The 18,917-nt window shown below is 29.9% G+C and carries 17 protein-coding genes and 1 tRNA gene; 5 read left to right on the plus strand and 13 right to left on the minus strand.

The features are described 5' to 3' along the window. Window positions 1-25: 25 nt before the first annotated feature. Together gpr and OREMA_RS0103035 are read right to left on the minus strand one after the other, a co-directional pair. Entirely contained in the window at window positions 26-1,018 is a 993-nt protein-coding gene (gene gpr, locus OREMA_RS0103030) for a GPR endopeptidase (RefSeq protein ID WP_018247808.1), read from the minus strand. A gap of 20 nt (window positions 1,019-1,038) precedes the next feature. Beyond that, the gene (locus OREMA_RS0103035) at window positions 1,039-1,374 is read right to left on the minus strand and encodes a phage holin family protein (RefSeq protein WP_018247809.1); all 336 of its coding nucleotides are present in this window, start codon (window positions 1,372-1,374) and stop codon (window positions 1,039-1,041) included. A 612-nt stretch (window positions 1,375-1,986) separates the two neighbouring features. On the opposite strand from OREMA_RS0103035, the gene rpsT reads away from it, so the two are divergent. Then, a complete protein-coding gene (gene rpsT, locus OREMA_RS0103040; protein WP_018247810.1) occupies window positions 1,987-2,253 on the plus strand; it encodes a 30S ribosomal protein S20 in 267 nt (88 codons plus the stop codon). A 69-nt stretch (window positions 2,254-2,322) separates the two neighbouring features. Here rpsT and holA read toward each other — a convergent pair whose 3' ends face one another. Further along, the gene (gene holA / locus OREMA_RS0103045; RefSeq protein WP_018247811.1) at window positions 2,323-3,330 is read right to left on the minus strand and encodes a DNA polymerase III subunit delta; all 1,008 of its coding nucleotides are present in this window, start codon (window positions 3,328-3,330) and stop codon (window positions 2,323-2,325) included. A gap of 270 nt (window positions 3,331-3,600) precedes the next feature. Here holA and OREMA_RS17060 point away from each other — a divergent pair, with 270 nt between their 5' ends. The 3 genes from OREMA_RS17060 (at window position 3,601) to OREMA_RS18600 (ending at window position 5,087) form a co-directional block, all read left to right on the plus strand. After that, complete coding sequence (locus tag OREMA_RS17060) at window positions 3,601-3,906, plus strand: alpha/beta-type small acid-soluble spore protein (protein WP_018247812.1); 306 nt, start codon at window positions 3,601-3,603, stop codon at window positions 3,904-3,906. A gap of 127 nt (window positions 3,907-4,033) precedes the next feature. Next, complete coding sequence (locus OREMA_RS0103055) at window positions 4,034-4,249, plus strand: alpha/beta-type small acid-soluble spore protein (protein ID WP_018247813.1); 216 nt, start codon at window positions 4,034-4,036, stop codon at window positions 4,247-4,249. Window positions 4,250-4,349: 100 nt separating this feature from the next. After that, window positions 4,350-5,087 (plus strand): CAP domain-containing protein, encoded by a 738-nt coding sequence (locus OREMA_RS18600; RefSeq protein ID WP_018247814.1) that lies wholly within the window; start codon window positions 4,350-4,352, stop codon window positions 5,085-5,087. Window positions 5,088-5,111: 24 nt separating this feature from the next. On the opposite strand, the gene OREMA_RS0103065 is transcribed toward OREMA_RS18600, so the two are convergent. From OREMA_RS0103065 to nadD, 9 genes are all read right to left on the minus strand, one after another. Beyond that, a complete protein-coding gene (locus OREMA_RS0103065) occupies window positions 5,112-7,418 on the minus strand; it encodes a DNA internalization-related competence protein ComEC/Rec2 (protein WP_169331525.1) in 2,307 nt (768 codons plus the stop codon). 16 nt (window positions 7,419-7,434) lie between these two features. After that, window positions 7,435-8,061, minus strand: a complete 627-nt coding sequence (locus tag OREMA_RS18160) for a helix-hairpin-helix domain-containing protein (RefSeq protein WP_169331526.1) — start codon at window positions 8,059-8,061, stop codon at window positions 7,435-7,437. Window positions 8,062-8,199: 138 nt separating this feature from the next. Then, the gene (gene leuS, locus OREMA_RS0103075) at window positions 8,200-10,677 is read right to left on the minus strand and encodes a leucine--tRNA ligase (RefSeq protein ID WP_018247817.1); all 2,478 of its coding nucleotides are present in this window, start codon (window positions 10,675-10,677) and stop codon (window positions 8,200-8,202) included. A 377-nt stretch (window positions 10,678-11,054) separates the two neighbouring features. Then, window positions 11,055-11,130 (minus strand) — tRNA-Ala (locus OREMA_RS0103080). A 230-nt stretch (window positions 11,131-11,360) separates the two neighbouring features. Next, entirely contained in the window at window positions 11,361-11,714 is a 354-nt protein-coding gene (rsfS, locus tag OREMA_RS0103085; RefSeq protein WP_018247819.1) for a ribosome silencing factor, read from the minus strand. 49 nt (window positions 11,715-11,763) lie between these two features. Beyond that, window positions 11,764-12,981: an LCP family protein gene (locus tag OREMA_RS0103090; RefSeq protein WP_018247820.1), complete on the minus strand. Its 1,218-nt coding sequence runs from the start codon at window positions 12,979-12,981 to the stop codon at window positions 11,764-11,766. Between the two features lie 69 nt (window positions 12,982-13,050). Then, window positions 13,051-13,617 carry a bis(5'-nucleosyl)-tetraphosphatase (symmetrical) YqeK gene (gene yqeK, locus OREMA_RS0103095; RefSeq protein WP_018247821.1) on the minus strand — a complete coding sequence of 189 codons (567 nt, stop codon included), beginning with the start codon at window positions 13,615-13,617 and terminating at the stop codon, window positions 13,051-13,053. A gap of 88 nt (window positions 13,618-13,705) precedes the next feature. Further along, window positions 13,706-15,292, minus strand: a complete 1,587-nt coding sequence (locus tag OREMA_RS0103100; RefSeq protein ID WP_018247822.1) for a DEAD/DEAH box helicase — start codon at window positions 15,290-15,292, stop codon at window positions 13,706-13,708. A 241-nt stretch (window positions 15,293-15,533) separates the two neighbouring features. Beyond that, window positions 15,534-16,139: a nicotinate-nucleotide adenylyltransferase gene (nadD, locus tag OREMA_RS0103105; RefSeq protein WP_018247823.1), complete on the minus strand. Its 606-nt coding sequence runs from the start codon at window positions 16,137-16,139 to the stop codon at window positions 15,534-15,536. 341 nt (window positions 16,140-16,480) lie between these two features. On the opposite strand from nadD, the gene OREMA_RS0103110 reads away from it, so the two are divergent. Then, the gene (locus tag OREMA_RS0103110; protein ID WP_018247824.1) at window positions 16,481-16,999 is read left to right on the plus strand and encodes a hypothetical protein; all 519 of its coding nucleotides are present in this window, start codon (window positions 16,481-16,483) and stop codon (window positions 16,997-16,999) included. Between the two features lie 81 nt (window positions 17,000-17,080). On the opposite strand, the gene OREMA_RS0103115 is transcribed toward OREMA_RS0103110, so the two are convergent. Further along, window positions 17,081-18,811, minus strand: coding sequence for an alpha/beta hydrolase-fold protein (locus OREMA_RS0103115; RefSeq protein ID WP_018247825.1), 1,731 nt, complete (start codon window positions 18,809-18,811; stop codon window positions 17,081-17,083). Window positions 18,812-18,917 lie beyond the last annotated feature (106 nt).

Consider the following 18,917-nt stretch of genomic DNA (forward strand, 5'->3'; position numbering starts at 1 on the left):
CTTTTACTAATTTCAACTAACAATATTATTGTAAATATAATGATACATCTTCTGCTTTTATATCTGGATGTAATGCTACATTAATTCCACCAGCTATAATCTTGCTAGTGTCACGAATTAATTGGTCTATTCCTTTAGGCGAGACAATTAAATCTCCCATAAAAGGCTGTAATATATTTTGGATTATCTGTTGATGATTATTATTTTGCTCTAAACTACCCCTTAAACTCGGCTGAACATTTGGATTGTTCATTAATTGTTTAATCGTATCATTTACAATATTAACTGAGTTTATTACTGTAGGCATCCCAATTGCAAGTACTGGAACTCCCATATCTTGTTGTGTAATACCTACCCTATTCTTACCTAAGCCAGAACCAGGATAGATTCCTGTATCACTAATCTGAATAGTAGAAGCTAACCTGCTACTTTCTTTAGCAGCTAAGGCATCAATAGCAATAATTAGATTAGGATGTACTCGATCTACCACTCCCCGAATAATTTCTGCAGTTTCAATTCCAGTCAAACCTAAAACCCCTGGTGCTAAAGCACATACTGGTCTCATACCTTGTTTAGCATCTGCTGGTGATGAATCATATAGATGTCTAGTTACTAATAAATGATGAATAACCTCTGGTCCTAAAGCATCTGGAGTAGCATTCCAATTGCCCAAACCAACCACTAAAATAGTTGGTTCTCCTTGCATCCCTGGTTGCAAAGCATTATAATTTATTAATTTATTTATTTCTTCAGATAATACTCCACTTATATATTCCTGGGTTAATTTATCTGCTACCCTCAATGATTCAGACTCTATAGTAATATAGTTCCCTGGAGCTTTTCCAATTCTTTGAGCTGCTTGTTGATTCATAACCTGAATTCTTGTGACCTTTACATTTTCTTTCTCTTCTTCTTCTACCGCAACTCCTTGTATTTCACCACCAGTTCTTTCAACTGCTAGATTTCTAGCTTCAACTGCCAAATCAGTTAAAGTTGATAATTGCTCTAATTCTTGCATTATATATTCCCCCTCTCTTATTATCTTAACTCTGTAGGAACAAAAGAATCAACAATTCCAATAACTAAAGCTGCCAATAAGGATCCTATAAAAGAAACTTGCATTCCTGCTAATAATTTAGCGGTAAAATAAATAACAATAGCTGAAGTAACAAAACCAGTTAAACCTCTTGCTTGAGGAGATATATTTTCACCAAAAAAGTTTTCAACAATATAACCTAAAAAAGCTATAACAATCGATGCAATTAAAGCACTAGTAAAACTAGCGACTGATACTCCTGGTACTAAATAACCTACTGCTAATAAAACAAAAGCAGAAACAATAAATCTGACAATTGCTCCTAACCAACCGACCATTCTATAAAACCTCCCTTCTAAGAGTTTGTATTTTATATTTTTTATTTATAAAAATCTTCTGGATCATCAACAAACTTTGTGATTAATATTAATTTTAGATTTAAACTAAAGTTCAAAAATCAAATCTTAAAAAATAAAAACAATTATTTAACCACGCGCCCGGAGGGAACCATAAAAATTAAAATCTCACGAAGGGTTATTACTTCAAACCCGGAGGTGTTTTTCTCAAGGAAGTACTTCTGGGGTGAATCAATAACTGGCTAATAGCTAGTAGCCAATAGCCGCTAGCTAATTACTATTCGTGTTAATTCGTGGTAAAAATAAGGTTTTAAAAATTACTTTCACAAAAGTCGCGGAAGAACCAATCTTCTTTTTTATGAAAGTCAATAGTTATAATAACCTATTTATTTTTCTATATTCATTTATAGAAATTAATTTATGCCTTTTAATCTAAAAATTATAAAAACTCTTTATTTTTAGTAAGTAGACAGAAAGTATATTTAATCTTTTCTTGCGTTTTAAATAATAATATGATAGAATTCTTTTGTTAAAGCTAAGTAAACTCTATTTTATATTTTATATAGAAAATAGTGGCTAAAGGAGGTGACCGTAGTGGCAAATTCTAAATCTGCTCAAAAGAGAATTAGAGTTATTGAAAAGAAAACAGCTATTAATAGCAATAGAAAATCTCAATTAAAAACTGCTGTTAAGCGATTTGAAGAAGCAGTAGAAGCTGGCAATGTAGAAGCAGCTAGAGAAAAGTTAAATACAGCTAAAAAGATTATTGATAAAACTGCTGCTAAAGGTACTATTCATAAGAATAATGCTGCTCGTAAAAAATCTAAATTGGATAAATTATTCAATGATTTAACTGCTTAATTAAGGTTTCTATTACTTAATTAGAAAATAAAAAGGACTGCTCTTTTAAGAGCAGTCTTTTTTATTTTATTAAATAGCCTCTTTTAAATTTATTACTAATAATTCCATCTCTAATTTCTGGTCACTCCCTGTTACTAATCTACAATCACTTTCAAATAATTTCTCCAAAGCCATCTCTAAAGACTCAATAGAAAAATTATGACTCTGTTTTAAACATTTTTTTATCGGATAAGGGTGCTGATTTAGTTTCTTAGCAATTTGATCTACTGTATAACCATCTCTAGCTAACAATTTACTTCGTAACATTAACCTAATTTGTCTTGCTATCATTCCTAATATCTGCTTGCCTTCTGCACCTTCCTGTAAAATATCAGCTAATAATTTCAAAGCCAAAGATGTATTCTTCTGTCCAATTGCATCGACAAAATCAAAGATAATATTCTCTTTTACTAGCCAGTCCTTGCTAATAACAGCTTGAACATCATCTTTAGTAATTAACCTATCTTCTCCGGTAAATGTAATTACTTTATTTATTTCACTATCAAGCCGTTGTAAATCATTATTAAAGGCTTCTTCTAATAGCATTATTGCTTTTTTTTCTATTTTATACCCATAACTCTCTATCTTCTTTTCTACCCAATTATCTAATTTTTTATATTTTAATGACTCAAACTTTAAGATTTCACCCTTCTTTTTTATCCTTTTATAAACTTTTAAACTTCTTTTAGGTTTATTATAGCTTACAAATAATAAAATAGTACTTTCAGGAAAATCATCAATTAAATTATATATTAAATCAATATCTTTGACCTTCTTTACAAATAAGTCATAAGTATAAACAACTACAATCCTTTTCTCAGACATAAAAGGTAAGGTCTTAACTGAATTAATTAATTTAGATGCTAAATCACCATCTTCTTCCATAATGTTTAGATTAAAATCTCTAAGATCTTTAGAAGCAAATGTATCTATGAATTTAGTAATAAATTCATCTATTAAATATCTATCATCTCCATGAATTAAATAAATTGAATCTAACTGATTAATTTTCTTTTTTAAAATATCAATATGTTGCATATATATTATACCACCTTTTCAAAAACTTATTATTTTATATTAAAATATTAGCTTAATTACTCTCTATAATTATTTTAACATAAACCTGGATCTATGTTCAAAAGCTTATCCATATTTCTTAGTTATAAAATTATTAAATTCAAAACTAATTTTAATTATCATATTTTTGCAGCATTTATTATTTTTTTGTTTTTATATAAAATTTACTAGTATAGCTTCAAATTTATCAGCATACAATAAGAATACAAAATAAAAAAGGAGGTGACAGAAATGAGCATTAGAACTGGTAGTAATCGAACTTTAAATCCTATGGCTATGCAAGCTTTAGATAAATTTAAATTAGAAGCTGCTACTGAATTAAATATCAACAATGAGTATAAATCTGGTTACTGGGGTAATATCACTTCTCGTGAATGTGGATCTGTTGGTGGACAGATGGTTAAGAAAATGATCGAATCTTATGAAAATCAATTGGCTAATGGAACACCTACTAACACTAGCATGAAAGCTATCAAAAATGAGAATAAAAACTATAATTTAGCTAATAAAGCCGGTAATTTTGTTCCTCAAGGTTAATCAAGATTAATTTATAATATTTTTATAATTTTTAAGATAATTTTATAAAAAACACAATATTTACTAGTATAGCTTCAAGTTAATTAACACACAATAAGAATACAAAATAAAAAAGGAGGTGATAGAAATGAGCATTAGAACTGGAAGTAATCGAGTTTTAAATCCTATGGCTGTACAAGCTTTAGATAAATTTAAATTAGAGGCTGCTACTGAATTAAATATCAACAATGAGTATAAATCTGGTTACTGGGGTAATATCACTTCTCGTGAATGTGGATCTGTTGGTGGACAAATGGTTAAAAAAATGATCGAATCTTATGAAAATCAATTGGCTGGTCAATAATTAGTATCTAAATGGCTTACAACTAAATATTGAAAATGAGCGGTGGCTATCATCGCTCATTTAAATTTATATGATAAAATAATAAAAAAGGAGCTTAGCTGTGAAAAAAATAAATCGATATTTTACTATTATACTTGTGCTAATAATGGGATTATTTCTCACAACTAGTCATGCTAATGCCAAAAGAAGAGTCTACACTGTAAAAAAAGGTGACTCAATCTGGAATATATGTAAGGGCTGTAATGCTAACTTCTTAAATACTTTAAGAATGAATGGACACTTTAAAGATCCTAATTTAATCTATCCTGGAGATAAGGTTTATGTACCTGAGCCTGATAGAAATAATCAAACTCCAGAACCACAGCCAACTGAGCCAACTCAACCGACTCAACCTCAAAATGGTGAAGATATGCAACAGCCACCTCAAGAAGATATGGGAGAAAGCACCAACTTACAAGCTATGGAAGCTGAAGTAGTCAAATTAGTCAATCAAGAACGTCAAAAACGAGGCTTAAAGCCTTATAAGCATAATTCAAAACTGTCTAGTGTAGCAAGAACTAAATCTAAAGATATGCGAGATAAAAATTATTTTAGTCATCAATCTCCAACATATGGATCTCCATTTGAAATGATGACTAAATTTGGAATTGACTATAGTACAGCAGGAGAAAATATTGCTAAAGGACAACCTACAGCTAAAGCAGTTATGAATGGTTGGATGAATTCTCCTGGCCACAGAAGAAATATTTTAAGTGAGAAGTTCACTGAGATTGGTGTAGGACTTGCTAAAGATTCCAAGGGAATGACTTATTGGACACAAATGTTCATTAGACCATAGATAAAAGCAGGGATATCCCTGCTTTTATCTTATAAACCTACTTACTCTGTAACTTTGACCATTTGTCATAAGAGTAATTGCTCCATCTTTATCTGTTCGTAATATCTCAATTTTATTCTTCTTTAACCTCTTTATAACATTTAAGTCTGGATGACCATAATTATTATCTCCCACTGAAATAATTGCAAGCCTAGGAGTAACTTTTGTTATAAAATCTATAGAAGTTGAAGTAGCACTACCATGATGACCTACTTTTAAAACTGTACTATTTAAATTAATTGATTTTTTTAATAGTCTCTTCTCCCCCTCTACTTCTAAATCTCCAGTTAATAATACTTTAAATTTATTATAGCTAAGTCTCAGGACTAAGGAATTGTTATTTTCAGGGCTATTCTCTAATAAAGGTAATCTAGGAGATAATACTTCAAAGTCCAAATCTGAAATTTCTATTTGATCTCCATCAACTAACCTTTGCATCTCTACCTTTCTTATCTTATTAATTTCTGAAAGCAACTTTCGATCTTCTCTTCTTATAGTAACAGGATAACAAATTCTATCAACTTCAAACTCTTTGACTATATCCATAATTCCACCAACATGATCAGAATGAAAGTGAGAAAGAAAGATTAAATCTATTGCTTTAATTCCTTGTGACTTTAAAAAATCTCTTACTACTATAGCCTCCTCACCTACATCTACTAAAATATTTTTATCTGTTGGAGTATGTAAATAGATCGCATCACCATTACCTACATCTAAAAATACTAATTTAAGTTCTTTAAAATCAGTGAAGCCAAATTGAAATATTAGAAATAAAACTATAATTAAAGATATAATTTTAGCTTTGCTTTTATAATTTTCATTATATGGAATTATATTTTCTTTCAAAAATTCTAATACATAATAAAGAAGCAAATAATAAAGAAGTATTATTAATACCTTAGGTCTACCAATTAAAAAGCTTGTATTAAAATTAAGTGCTATAAAATTAACTATTTTTAAAACTACAGCTAATATTAACTTAATGCCAATTGAAGTAATATAAGTTAACATATTAAATTTTACCAAACCCATAAGAATAAAAAATATACCTATCCATAAAACTAAACTTATTAAAGGCATAATAAAGAGATTAGCTATGATACTCACCAATGAAATTTCATAAAAATAATAAGCTAATATGGGAATTAATCCTATCTGGGCAGCCATAGAACCTGCAATTAAAGTCTTGATCTTCTCATACTTTATAGGCAATCTATTAGAGATAAATGGAGTCAAATAAGTAATTGCCAATACTGCCCCAAAAGAAAGTTGAAAGCTAACTGTGAATAAACTCCAAGGATTAATTATTAAAATTATGATTCCTACCCCTGCTAATAAATTATAAATATCTATCCTTCTTTCTAAATAACCACCTAATAATACTAAAAATATCAAAATTACAGCTCTTAAGCTAGGTAGCTGACATCCAGTTATAACTATGTAAGTTCCTAAGATTAATAAATTTAAAATTAATCTTTTTCCTTTCGATAATTTTAATTTTTCAGCTAATAAATATATCAAATAACTTATTAACCCAATATGAAACCCTGATATAACTAATAAATGACTCAAACCCAAGTCTCTAAAATCATCTTTGATTTGCCCAGGTAATAATGATTTATCACCTAACAATAAAGCTTCTAAGATATAATTATTAGGATTGTCAAAATACTTATCAATTACTCCTTTCATCCTATTTTGCAATCTAAATAAAGCTCTTAAAATAAAGTTTCCGTTATTGCTAAGCTTTTTAATCTGATTTTGACTATTAACATCACAAAGGGCATAAATCCTATTATATTTAAGATATTTTTGATAGGAAAAACCTCCTGGATTTCTTTGAACTTCAGGCAAATGAATTTTAGTCTTAATAGAAACTATATCCCCATATTCTAGTTTAGGATTAAAATCCCATGCTGATAATAATATTTTCTGATCACTATTAATATTTCTGCCTATAACATCTATATTTTTTAATAAATATTCTCGTTTATATCCTTTGTTTGTTGCTTTTATTACTGTAGCCCTTATCTCAACCTTATGCTTCATTATCTTCCCTAAAGCTTCATTTTTCCAGGATAAATTTAAACTTTGAATATAACAAAGTCCAAGTGAAAAAATTAATATTAAAACTATAATTTTGCTTTCTTTTATCCTTTTATTTAAGAGATAAACTGCAAAAACTATCAATAAAACAACTACAAATACCATTATACTAATTGAATATCTAGTAGCTACAATATAATTCCCTACTATTATCCCTAATACTAAAGCAATAAATACTGCCACCAAAGGACGTTTTACCCTAATAACTAATCTGACTCTTTAATTTAGCAAAAGTCTTCTCCCCTATTCCAGGTACCTTGGTTAACTCTTTTAAAGTTTTAAAAGAACCCTTTTCTTGTCGATACTTTATAATTTTCTCAGCTGTAGAGGGGCCTACCCCCTTTAAATTCTGTAACTCTTCAACACTAGCATTATTAATATTAACTTTGTTAGGATAATCCTTAGCTACTATTGCTGGATTAGTATTTGAAGTTTTACTTTTAGATGGAATAATAATTTTACTTCCATCTTTAATCTCATCTACTAAATTAATTATATCTAAATTTGCATCTTTACTTGCACCACCTGCTTTTTCTATAACTTGATAAATCCTATCTCCCAGCTCACATTTATATACTCCAGGCTTTAACACTGCTCCTCCGACTTGAACTAATATATATTCTTTAGAAGTTTTATTTTTATCTGAAATATCAACTTGCTCTAAACTATTAGGTTGACTAATATTAGTCTGTTCATAATTTTTAATTTCAATTGTATCTTCTGAGTTAAAATTAATATTCTTAAAAATTAATAACGAGGTTGCTATAATAACTGCTACTATTAAAAAGAACAAGATATAGTCTTCTTTTTTATTTATTGGAAACATCCTATCATCCCCCCCTTGCTTATTTTTAACTTTTAACATTCTTTTATACTCTTTATGTTAAAAATAGTTATTTAATTTTTCAATCCAAAAACAAAAAAGGTTTGCATCTAATTAGATGCAAACCTTTTTAAATCCAATTTATTTAACAACAATATTAACTAATCGCTTAGGAACAACAATTTCTTTGATTATCTCTTTTCCTTCAAGATACTCTTGTACCTTCTCTTGCTCTTTAACAACTGCTTTTAATGATTCTTTATCAATATCAGCAGAAACCTCTACCTTATCTCTTACCTTACCATTGATTTGAACAACAATTGTGATCTCATCTTTTTTAGTTGCCTCTTCATCATAGCTTGGCCAACTTTGAAGGTGAATACTCTCTTCATATCCTAAGTTAGACCATAACTCCTCAGTCATATGTGGAGCAAAAGGAGCTAATAGTAAAATAATGCTTTCAACTACCTTTTTATATAATGGATAATTAATATTTTCATCCACTTTGCTTAGATATTTATAAGTTGCATTAACTAATTCCATAATTGAACTAATTGCAGTATTAAATTGTTCTCTTTTAGAAATATCTACCGTTACACTCTTAATTGCAATGTGTAATTGTCTGTGTAACTCCTGTTCTAGCTTAGTATTTAGTTCAAAATCAGAATTAGCTTCCTTAAGTCCATTAATATGTTCAGATACTAATCTCCAAACACGATTCAAGAATCTTTCAGCACCTTCTACTCCTTCATCACTCCAATCTAAGTCTCTTTCTGGAGGAGCAGCAAATAGAATAAATAGACGAGCTACATCAGCACCATAATTATCTAGAATCTCCATAGGATCAACAATATTACCCTTAGACTTAGACATCTTAGCTCCATCTAATAATACCATTCCTTGAGTTAATAACTTATCAAAAGGTTCTTTATAATCTACTAAACCTTGATCACTAATGAATTTCATAAAGAATCTTGCATAAAGTAAATGTAGGATTGCATGCTCAATTCCACCAATATATTGATCAACATTCATCCAATAATTAGCTCTATCTTTATCAAGAATCTTATCAGCTAAATCTGCACTAGTATATCTTAAATAATACCAAGATGAATCAACAAAAGTATCCATAGTATCTACTTCACGCTTGGCATCTTTTCCACACTTTGGACAAGTAGTATTTACAAAGCCCTCTACATTAGCTAAAGGTGATTGACCTTGCCCAGTAAATTCTACATTAGTAGGTAACTCTACTGGCAAATCCTCTTCTGGCACTGCTACAACTCCACAATCATCACAATAGATCATTGGAATTGGAGTTCCCCAGTATCTTTGGCGAGAAATCAACCAATCTCTCAAACGATAATTTACCTCTTTATTACCAATGTTATTACTTTCTAAATGATCAATAATTTTATCAAAAGCTTCTGAGAAAGTTAATCCGTTTAAGATGTCAGAATTAACGATCTTACCTTTCTCTGTATAGGCTTCAGTTAATTCTTCTCCAATCAACTCTTCTCTTTCACCTTGAACAACAACTCTAATTGGCAAGTCATATTTTTTAGCAAATTCAAAGTCACGTTGGTCATGAGCAGGTACTGCCATAATAGCTCCTGTTCCATACCCCATCAATACATAGTTAGCAATCATAACTGGGATTTCTTCATTAGTTAAAGGATTGATTGCTTTAATTCCAGTATCCATACCTAGCTTTGGAGCATCAGAACCCGTTCTTTCTTCTTCATCCTGTTCTTGCATCTTAGCTATAAAATCCATTACCTCTTGCTCTTTATTACTTCCACTAACTAACTTCTCTACTAATGGATGTTCAGGAGCTAAAACCATATATGTTGCCCCATAAATTGTATCAGGACGAGTTGTAAATACTTCTATCTCTTCATTACTACCTTCAATCTCAAACTTAATCTGAGCACCTTCACTACGACCAATCCAATTCTTTTGCATTGTCTTAACTCGTTCTGGCCAATTTTCCAATAGTTTATGATCAGATAATAACTCTTCAGTATAATCTGTAATCTTAAAGAACCATTGTTCTAAATCCTTATCTATAACTTTACTGTCACATCGTTCACATTCTCCATCTATCACCTGCTCATTAGCAAGTACTGTTTGGCAGCTTGGACACCAATTTACATTTGCTTTCTGTTTATATGCTAATCCTTCTTTGTACAATTGTAAGAATAACCATTGAGTCCATTTATAATAATCAGGATTACAAGTAGCTACTTCACGGTCCCAATCATAACTTAAACCCATCATCTTAAATTGTTTTCTCATATTATCAATATTATCTTGAGTCCAACTATTAGGGTGAATATTACGCTTAATCGCTGCATTCTCCGCTGGAAGTCCAAAAGCATCCCACCCCATTGGATGTAAAACATTAAAACCTTCCATTCTCTTATAACGAGCAAATACATCTCCTAATGAATAATTCCTCACATGACCCATATGTAAATTTCCTGATGGGTAAGGAAACATCTCTAATACATAATACTTAGATTGATCTTCTTTTACTTCACTCTTATATAGCTGACTATCTTCCCAGTTTTTTTGCCATTTTGGCTCTACATTCTTAAAATCATATCTTCCTTTCATCAAATCACCTCATCTTATTTTTAATTAATTCTAAAATATAGTATAAAATTTTGAACAATAATTATAGATTGTTTTTAGTATCCCCTTGTAAACTAACTATGTATTAATATAGAAAAACCCTCACCCCTAATAAAGATAATCTCTTTAGCAGGGACGAGAGTTTCTCGCGGTACCACCCTAATTGATATATACCATTGGCTACTAGTCTTCAGCTATTAGCTACTAACTAATGCTTTAACTGCACAACACTTGTTGCTGCCATGGCCTTAATGGCCTCATAACCAAAACCTACTCTAAACTTTAGATTAGATGATTGGTACGCCGCCCTCAATGGGCAAATACCAAAATCATCCTTCCAGTATTTCAATCAAAGATTTTGGTGGAGATAACCGGGTTCGAACCGGTGACCTCTTGTCTGCCAGACAAGCGCTCTCCCAGCTGAGCTATATCCCCATAATATATCCACTCTTCAACAATTTAACGCTTGTTAATCGTATAGACTACTACTACTTCATCTATATAGCTCCAAGGCGAGTTCAGTTTACACTTACTACTCCTCTTCTACACCATGCTAATATTCAACTACAAATTATTATAAGTTACAGTTTTTCCTTTGTCAAGGGAAATCAAAATCATCAGCTTAATATTTTTTATAGAGACATGTGATCACATGTCTCTATAAATTATTCCTGCCAATCTAACTTCTTAGCATCGCCCCATAATTTCTCTAATTGATAATGTTCTCTCTCATTTTGATGGAATACATGGACAATTACATCAGCATAATCTAATACTGCCCATCGACCTTCATCGATACCTTCTTTATTTTTAACCCGAATATTATCTTCTTCTAGGGTGTGTTCAATTGAATTAATAATTGCTCTAACCTGTGTATCAGCTGTACCACTACAAATTATAAAATAATCTGCTAAAATAGATATTCCTCTCATATCTAATACAGTAATATCCTCTGCTTTTTTATCATCAGCAGCTTTTGCAATTTTTTTAGCTAATTCTTCTGTGTTAATCTCTATCACTACAAAACCTCCTATTAAAAATATTATTTCCTATTATCAATTTCTAGACTTAACTAATAAATCCTTGTTTCTGTCTAATATGATCTACCTCTTTACCAATAATTACTTTAATTTCAGTACTTTCATCTATAACAGTTTCTGCCTTTAAATATTCAGCTAAATCTTCTAAATTAGATAAGTGTTCTTGAGGAGTAATAATTATAGAATTTCTATAATTAAAGTTATCAGCATTGCCAATCTCTTTTATTGAGTAACCTTGCTTTTTCAATAACTCAGCAAATTCCCTAGCTACTCCACTTTCTCCACTTCCATTTAAAAGAACTAATTCTAAACCTTTATGATTAAGATATGATTTATCTCTTATTAAAGAGTTAACTAATACCCTAGTCTCTTCTTTTAAAGGTAGCCAATAACTAATCCCATCAATATATTTAGGTTCTCCAGGTAGCATTTCCATTTCAACTTGATCCATACTAAAATCAGCTAACATAGAGGCCAATTTTAGAAGTTTAGTTGCTTCTAAATCAGTCTTTACATTTCTATTAAAATCATTAACCAATTCGGGAACCTTTAGTATTGTCTTAAAATTTAAAATTTGATCAAGAGCAGCTTTTAAAAACTTCTGTTGCCGCTGAATTCTCCCGATATCTCCTAAGGCATCATGTCTAAAACGAACATAATCCAAAGCCTCTGCTCCAGATAATTTATTTGGTCCTGCTTTCAAATCAATATAAAGATTATCTGCTTGATCTACATAATGTAAATCCTTAGCTATATTTACCTCTACTCCACCCAAAGTATTTACTATATCAATAAAACCTTTATAATCTAATTCAAAGTGGTAATCAATATCTATATCTAACAATTCTTCTAAAGTCCTTTTAGTTAAATCTATCCCTCCATAAGAGTAAGCTGCATTTATCTTATTATAACTATTTCTATCAACTAGCTTTACTCTTGTATCTCGGGGAATGGAAATAACTCCTACCTTCTTACTTTTTAAATCTATACTAGCTACCATTATTGTATCAGCACGATTATGCTCTTCATATTTCGAATCTGAACCCAATAACAAGATATTAAGCCTATTATCAATCTCTTCTTTTGGCATAGATGATGGATCTTCTTGATCTTGAGATTGGTCTATATCTATACCTGTTGACTTTTTGACCATAAAATTAAAAGTTAATAGACCTGCCCCTACAACCATTATAACAATGACTAAAAACAACAGAACAAATTTTACTATTCTAGCTTTCAGGGACATAATCTCACTTCCTTTCTAAGATCACCAGGTATTAAAATCTAAGCATTAATTATTTAATATTTTTCTTGTTTATTCCCAAATTAAAGCATTTCTAGTTTCAATACTCTGGGGATGAATAATTCTCCCTTGCTCTAGATTATATTTAATTGTATTCTCACAAGCTAATCTTACGGCTTCATCCAATGTTTTACCCTTTACTCTATCTCTCAATTCATCAATTGCTTTACATCTTCTATTCGGCTCTATATAATCAGCTAAAAATATAACCTTATCTAACTTTGTCATATTCTTATTACCTAAGGTATGAAATCTAATTCCATTTAAAATATCTTCATCATCAATTCCAAACTCTCGTTTAGCAAGCTCTGCACCAACAGGAGCATGTAATAAAGCAGGAACTCTTTGACAAATATCATCTATCACTATACCAAACTCATCTGCTCTTTGCAATAGGAGATTATTGGATAATTTTTTAGCACAATCATGTAATAAAGCTGCCCATTTAGCTTTATCTATATCTGCACCATACTTTTGAGCTAGATCAACTGCAGTATCTCTTACTCCAAAAGTATGTTTTAGTCTATCTTCATCAATCATTGTTGATAACTTTTCAATTGCTTCTTCTTCATTCAACATTATAAGACCCCCTAACTAACTTTATAAACATTAAATATTATTTTACTATGATAAAAAGTTGCCTTTAAAGGCAACTTTTTATTAATCTTTATCTTGGATTAGCAGGCTCTATATTTATACTTTTTCCTTTAATAGTATTATTCTTCATAATCATTAATACTTCTTTAGCATATTCTCTAGGAACCTCTACAAAAGTATATCTATCATAAACATCAATTAAACCGATTAAATCACCAGAAATACTTGTCTCACCAGCAATAGCACCTACAACATCTCCTGGAGATACCTTCTGTTTTCTTCCTACATTTACAAATAATCTAACCATTCCAGGTTCTGCTCCAGTATTCCCAAAATCTTCTCCGTTATCTACTGCTTCTTCTTTCTTTTCTTCTTCCATCATTACTTTTAATAAAGCTGCAGCTACATCAATTGATGTATGATCTTCTTCAACTAATTTTTCAATCGCACTAATTTCTCTTGATAAATTACCTGCTTGTAAGATTTCAGATATATCTTCTAAAATTAATGACATCTTAATCTCTTCTACATCTTTAGCTGAAGGAACCTTTTTTCTTTTTATCTTTGTCTTAGTATACTTCTGTATTCCTCTTAACTTATAAATTTCTTTACCTGATACAAAGGTAAATGCTCGACCTGTTCTCCCAGCACGTCCCGTTCTTCCGATTCTGTGTACATAATACTCCTCATCTTGAGGAACATCATAATTAAATACTGCCTCTACATCATCAATATCAATACCTCTTGCAGCTACATCAGTTGCCACTAATACTTCTATTGTAGCTGTCTTGAACTTATTCATAACTCTATCTCTCTGAGGTTGATTCATTCCACCATGTAATCCATCTACAAAATATCCTCTTGCCTGCAATTGCATTACAAGTTCATCAACCTGTCTTCTAGTATTACAAAATACTATAGATAATTTAGGATTATAAATATCAATTAATCTTGATAAGGTTTCTAATTTATTTCTTCTTTTCACCTCAAAATAACCTTGTTCAATGTTTGGTACTGTCAATTTTCTGTGAACAACTTTAATAAGTTGAGGATTTTTTTGATACTTCTTTCTTAACTTTAAAATAGGTTTTGGCATAGTAGCTGAAAAGAAGATTGTCTGCCTTTCACCTTTTATTCCATCTAAGATTGTTTCTATATCATCCCTGAATCCCATATTTAACATTTCATCTGCTTCATCTAAAATCATCATCTTTAAATTATTTAGCTTTAAAGTATTTCTTCTCATGTGATCCATTACTCTACCTGGTGTACCAATTACAATCTGTACACCTTTTTTTAGAGCTTTAATTTGACGATTTATAGACTGCCCACCATAGACAGGTAAAGTTTTAATGTTATTTTTATATTTTGAAATTCTTTTTAACTCTTCCGATACCTGTATAGCTAGTTCTCTTGTAGGGCATAAAATTAATGCTTGCGTATTTCTATTATTCTCATCAATCTTTTCTATAGTTGGAATTCCAAATGCTGCTGTCTTACCTGTTCCAGTCTGTGCTTGTCCTATTACATCTCTACCTTCTAAAATATAAGGTATTGACTGTGTCTGTATTGGAGTAGCTTCTTCAAAACCCATATCCTCAATCGCTTTATTTACCTCTGGAGATAAATTTAATTCTTCGAATCTTTTCTTTTCCATATTAAATTACACTTCCCTTTCATTGAGTCAGTCTCTTTTTTTATATAGTATGTACATCTGATAACAAATAATTGCATTTTAAATAGGGGATTTGAACAACTATCCAATTACCAAAAATCGGACTATATATTAACTAACTTTCTAAATATATTTTTTAAATTTAAGGACTTCTCTATTATAATAACATAAATATTAAATTTTTCAATCTTCTTTAGCAGATAACTTATATAGATGATATATATCATCTATATAAGTTATGTTTTTTTATATACATCTCTACAGTTTCTGGCAATTGATATTTAATAGGGCGCCCCTCTATAATTCTCTGTCTAATATCTGTTGATGATATTGCTAAACCAGGAATCTCTAAGGGATGAATTGCATCCCGATAATCATCATAAAGCTTCTGACCAAGCTGTGATAAACAATAACCTGGTCTAGTTGCAGCAATAAATTCTGCCTGTTTCAATAATTCTTCTGGTTCTTTCCAAGTAAATATCTCTAAAATGGCATCAGACCCTGTAATAAAATATATCTTAGCAGTTGAATAAAGTTTTTTAAACTCTCTAACTGTATCTATTGTATAAGAAAGTCCTTTTCGCTCCATCTCCATTCTAGAAACCCTAAATTTAGGATTGCTCATAGTAGCCAATAAGGCCATTACATATCTATCTTCTGCATCAGTAATGTTTTTTTCTACCTTATGAGGGGGATTAGCAGAAGGAACAAAAATAACTTCATCTAAATCATACTGATAAGCTGCACATTCAGCTGTTAATAAATGTCCATTATGTATTGGGTCAAAAGTTCCCCCCATAATCCCAATTACTTTTTCTTTCTTCTCCATCAAAGTCCACTCCTAATCTATCCTAAATAATTAATATACAGTTATAAACGATTAATCTAAATACTATCTTATAACAAGATTCAACTAGTCTCAAGGAAATAAAGTAAATATTTCGTTATAATATAAGATTAATAAGTTTAAATGGGTATAAAGGATAGTAACAAGTGACGAGTAACAGGTGACAAATTAAGTTATTTACTGGTCACTAGTTACTAGTTACTAAAGTATCGTAATCTCTATTAATTAAGATGAAATCACTTAATATCAACCTAAAACTACATCCCAACTCAAATATTTTCACTCACTTTGGGGTAAAATTTTAATTAAAGGGGGCAGTAAAGATGTTAAAAACAATGAAAAAACCTCTTTCAAAATTAGAACAAGAAGCCAAGTTATTAGAATGTGAAAGCTTATATTATCAAGTTCCCAAACCTGAATTTATTCCTAACCGCCTCTATCACTTTATTAGAGAAAATAATCCTAAACTAATAGAAGAAGCTATAAAAACTATAAAAAAAGAAGGATTAAAAAATGCTAAAAACCCTAGAAACACAACCAGCTTTATAGATAGAAAGGTTCAAAGACCCTTAGGAATTTATTTTTGGGGCCAAGAAATAAAAGAAGAAGCTCATATAGAAGTGGATATAAATAAATTAAATCTAAAAAAATTATATGCCTTTCCCCACTTTATTGCTGACACTATATTGAATATTGATCAAAACTACCAAGTTCCAGATGAATTTTGGCATAAAATCAAAAAAATAGCTGTTGCTATACCCTTCACTGAGTACCTAGGTCAGTTCCAAGCTGAATATATTTATACTGCCAATATCCCAACTAAATTATTAGAAATCAAATAAAACAGCTGGAATTAGACAGCTGTTTTATTTGATCGTTATAGATTCGTGCGTAAAACCACATGGGCTTGCCCCTGTGGAGCATCAATTTAAAATTTCTTCTATATAAATCCCACCAATTTTTATTTTTGAATCCTTAACTCCCATTAAAGATATATATTTACTATTATCTGTAGCAAAATCAATCTTACCTATCTCTTGTTCATTAATAAAAAGATTCAACTTATTACCCTTAGCAAATAATCTAAGGCTATCGATTTGAGAAATATTATTAATCTTATTCTGATAAATTTTTTGCTCTTCATTTTCAAAGATACTTAAATCTTTCTTAGCAGGATTAATTACTACAGTATAATTTTCTCTTCCTGTTAAAAATAAAGCAATAGGCTTAGAGTTAATTAATTTTAAATCTAATTGCAAATCAAATTCTCTAAACTTATAATAACTTAATTTAAGAAAAGTTGTTTCCCTAAAATTAAGCTCATATTCTCCTGATAATTTTTTTATTCTTAAGTTTTCATTATTTATTTCTGTAAATAAATTTGAATACTGACCATCAAACTCTTCTTTGATAATCATCTTCTTAAGATTATTAAAATTTCCCTTATCTAATAGAATATATTCTAAGCCATCTATAATATTTTCTCTCCAACTAGACCAATTATTGGCTTCAAGATTGATTTGTGCTTTATATTCATAGCCCTTTTCTTCTAGCCTTCTTAGAAATTCAAGATTATTATTAATTCCCTGTTTTTTATTAAATTCTCCCCAATCTAAATATACCTTAATATCCTTAGAGTTCTTAATATCCTTAGAGTTATTATTTTCTAATAACAATAGTATCTCATCAGATAATACAGGAGATTGAAGAATTAAATTAGATATTAGATTAGGTTTTTTTAACACAATAGAGGCAGCTAGATTAGCATATTCATTGAAAGCAACTAAAGTTCTACCTTTAGCATCAGCTATAGTATTATAGTTATTATCGATATAAGGAATTATTTGATGAGATAAGAAATACTCAAGATCAATACCTTCTTTTGATAAACTAGCTAACTCCTTAGAGTCAATAAATACACCAATAGTGTTTAAACTGTTTTGATCATTTAGCTTGTCCAAAGTATTATTAATTTTAGCATATTCCAAATATTGATTCCCTCCTATAAAATAAAGTACAGAATTTCTACTGTCTTGACTATATTTAGGAGGCAAATAAATAGATAAGTTAATTTCATCTATTTTTTTATTAATAATTTTTCCCTTAGCAAATCTAGTATCTTCGATCCAATACTTCCTAGATTTATACTCTGGCATTATAACCTGGCTATTAAATTCAAATACCTTACTTTTTACTTTATTATTATTCAAAGGATCATTTATAAATTTGCCATCCACAATAAATTTGTACTCAAAGCGTGCTTTTTTAGGTACTTGAAGTAATAAATAATATAATGATGTATCTGCTAGTCTATTCATCTTCTGCTCTTTCCAATTGCTCAAATCACTTATAAAAGTGATATTTTCTCCTTCTTCTAATCTATATATAATGATAACATTATTATTTTGAATCAAGGGAAAATTTCCTCTTCCAATCTTTGCAATCATCTTATCTATCTCTTCTTCCTTACTTTCAATACTACTACTTTGCTTAAGTTTAGACTTGAAATTATTAAACTCCTTAAGAAGATTAATATTCTCAGAAATAGCGCTATTATTTCCTTTATTCAAAGCAGGATTAACATTAGTATCTTTACAACCTAATACTAATATAAACAATAATATACAAGCAGATAATATCAATTTTTTCTTCATCAAATACCCCCTACCAGAATTTTTTAATATATACTTATAAGTTTCTATATTAAGCTTGAAATATCCTACTTAAAAATAATTGATAATTTTAGCAAACAAGCACATC

Origin of the sequence: Orenia marismortui DSM 5156 (genome assembly GCF_000379025.1) — a bacterium.
In the GTDB taxonomy this organism is placed as follows: domain Bacteria; phylum Bacillota; class Halanaerobiia; order Halobacteroidales; family Halobacteroidaceae; genus Orenia; species Orenia marismortui.

Coding starts and splice junctions, on each gene's coding strand:
- gpr (WP_018247808.1), bottom strand. CDS start 1,018: ATGCAAGAATTAGAGCAATTATCAACTTTAACTGATTTGGCAGTTGAA.
- OREMA_RS0103035 (WP_018247809.1), bottom strand. CDS start 1,374: ATGGTCGGTTGGTTAGGAGCAATTGTCAGATTTATTGTTTCTGCTTTT.
- holA (WP_018247811.1), bottom strand. CDS start 3,330: ATGCAACATATTGATATTTTAAAAAAGAAAATTAATCAGTTAGATTCA.
- OREMA_RS17060 (WP_018247812.1), top strand. CDS start 3,601: ATGAGCATTAGAACTGGTAGTAATCGAACTTTAAATCCTATGGCTATG.
- OREMA_RS0103055 (WP_018247813.1), top strand. CDS start 4,034: ATGAGCATTAGAACTGGAAGTAATCGAGTTTTAAATCCTATGGCTGTA.
- OREMA_RS18160 (WP_169331526.1), bottom strand. CDS start 8,061: ATGTTTCCAATAAATAAAAAAGAAGACTATATCTTGTTCTTTTTAATA.
- leuS (WP_018247817.1), bottom strand. CDS start 10,677: ATGAAAGGAAGATATGATTTTAAGAATGTAGAGCCAAAATGGCAAAAA.
- OREMA_RS0103090 (WP_018247820.1), bottom strand. CDS start 12,981: ATGTCCCTGAAAGCTAGAATAGTAAAATTTGTTCTGTTGTTTTTAGTC.
- yqeK (WP_018247821.1), bottom strand. CDS start 13,617: ATGTTGAATGAAGAAGAAGCAATTGAAAAGTTATCAACAATGATTGAT.
- OREMA_RS0103100 (WP_018247822.1), bottom strand. CDS start 15,292: ATGGAAAAGAAAAGATTCGAAGAATTAAATTTATCTCCAGAGGTAAAT.
- nadD (WP_018247823.1), bottom strand. CDS start 16,139: ATGGAGAAGAAAGAAAAAGTAATTGGGATTATGGGGGGAACTTTTGAC.
- OREMA_RS0103110 (WP_018247824.1), top strand. CDS start 16,481: ATGTTAAAAACAATGAAAAAACCTCTTTCAAAATTAGAACAAGAAGCC.
- OREMA_RS0103115 (WP_018247825.1), bottom strand. CDS start 18,811: ATGAAGAAAAAATTGATATTATCTGCTTGTATATTATTGTTTATATTA.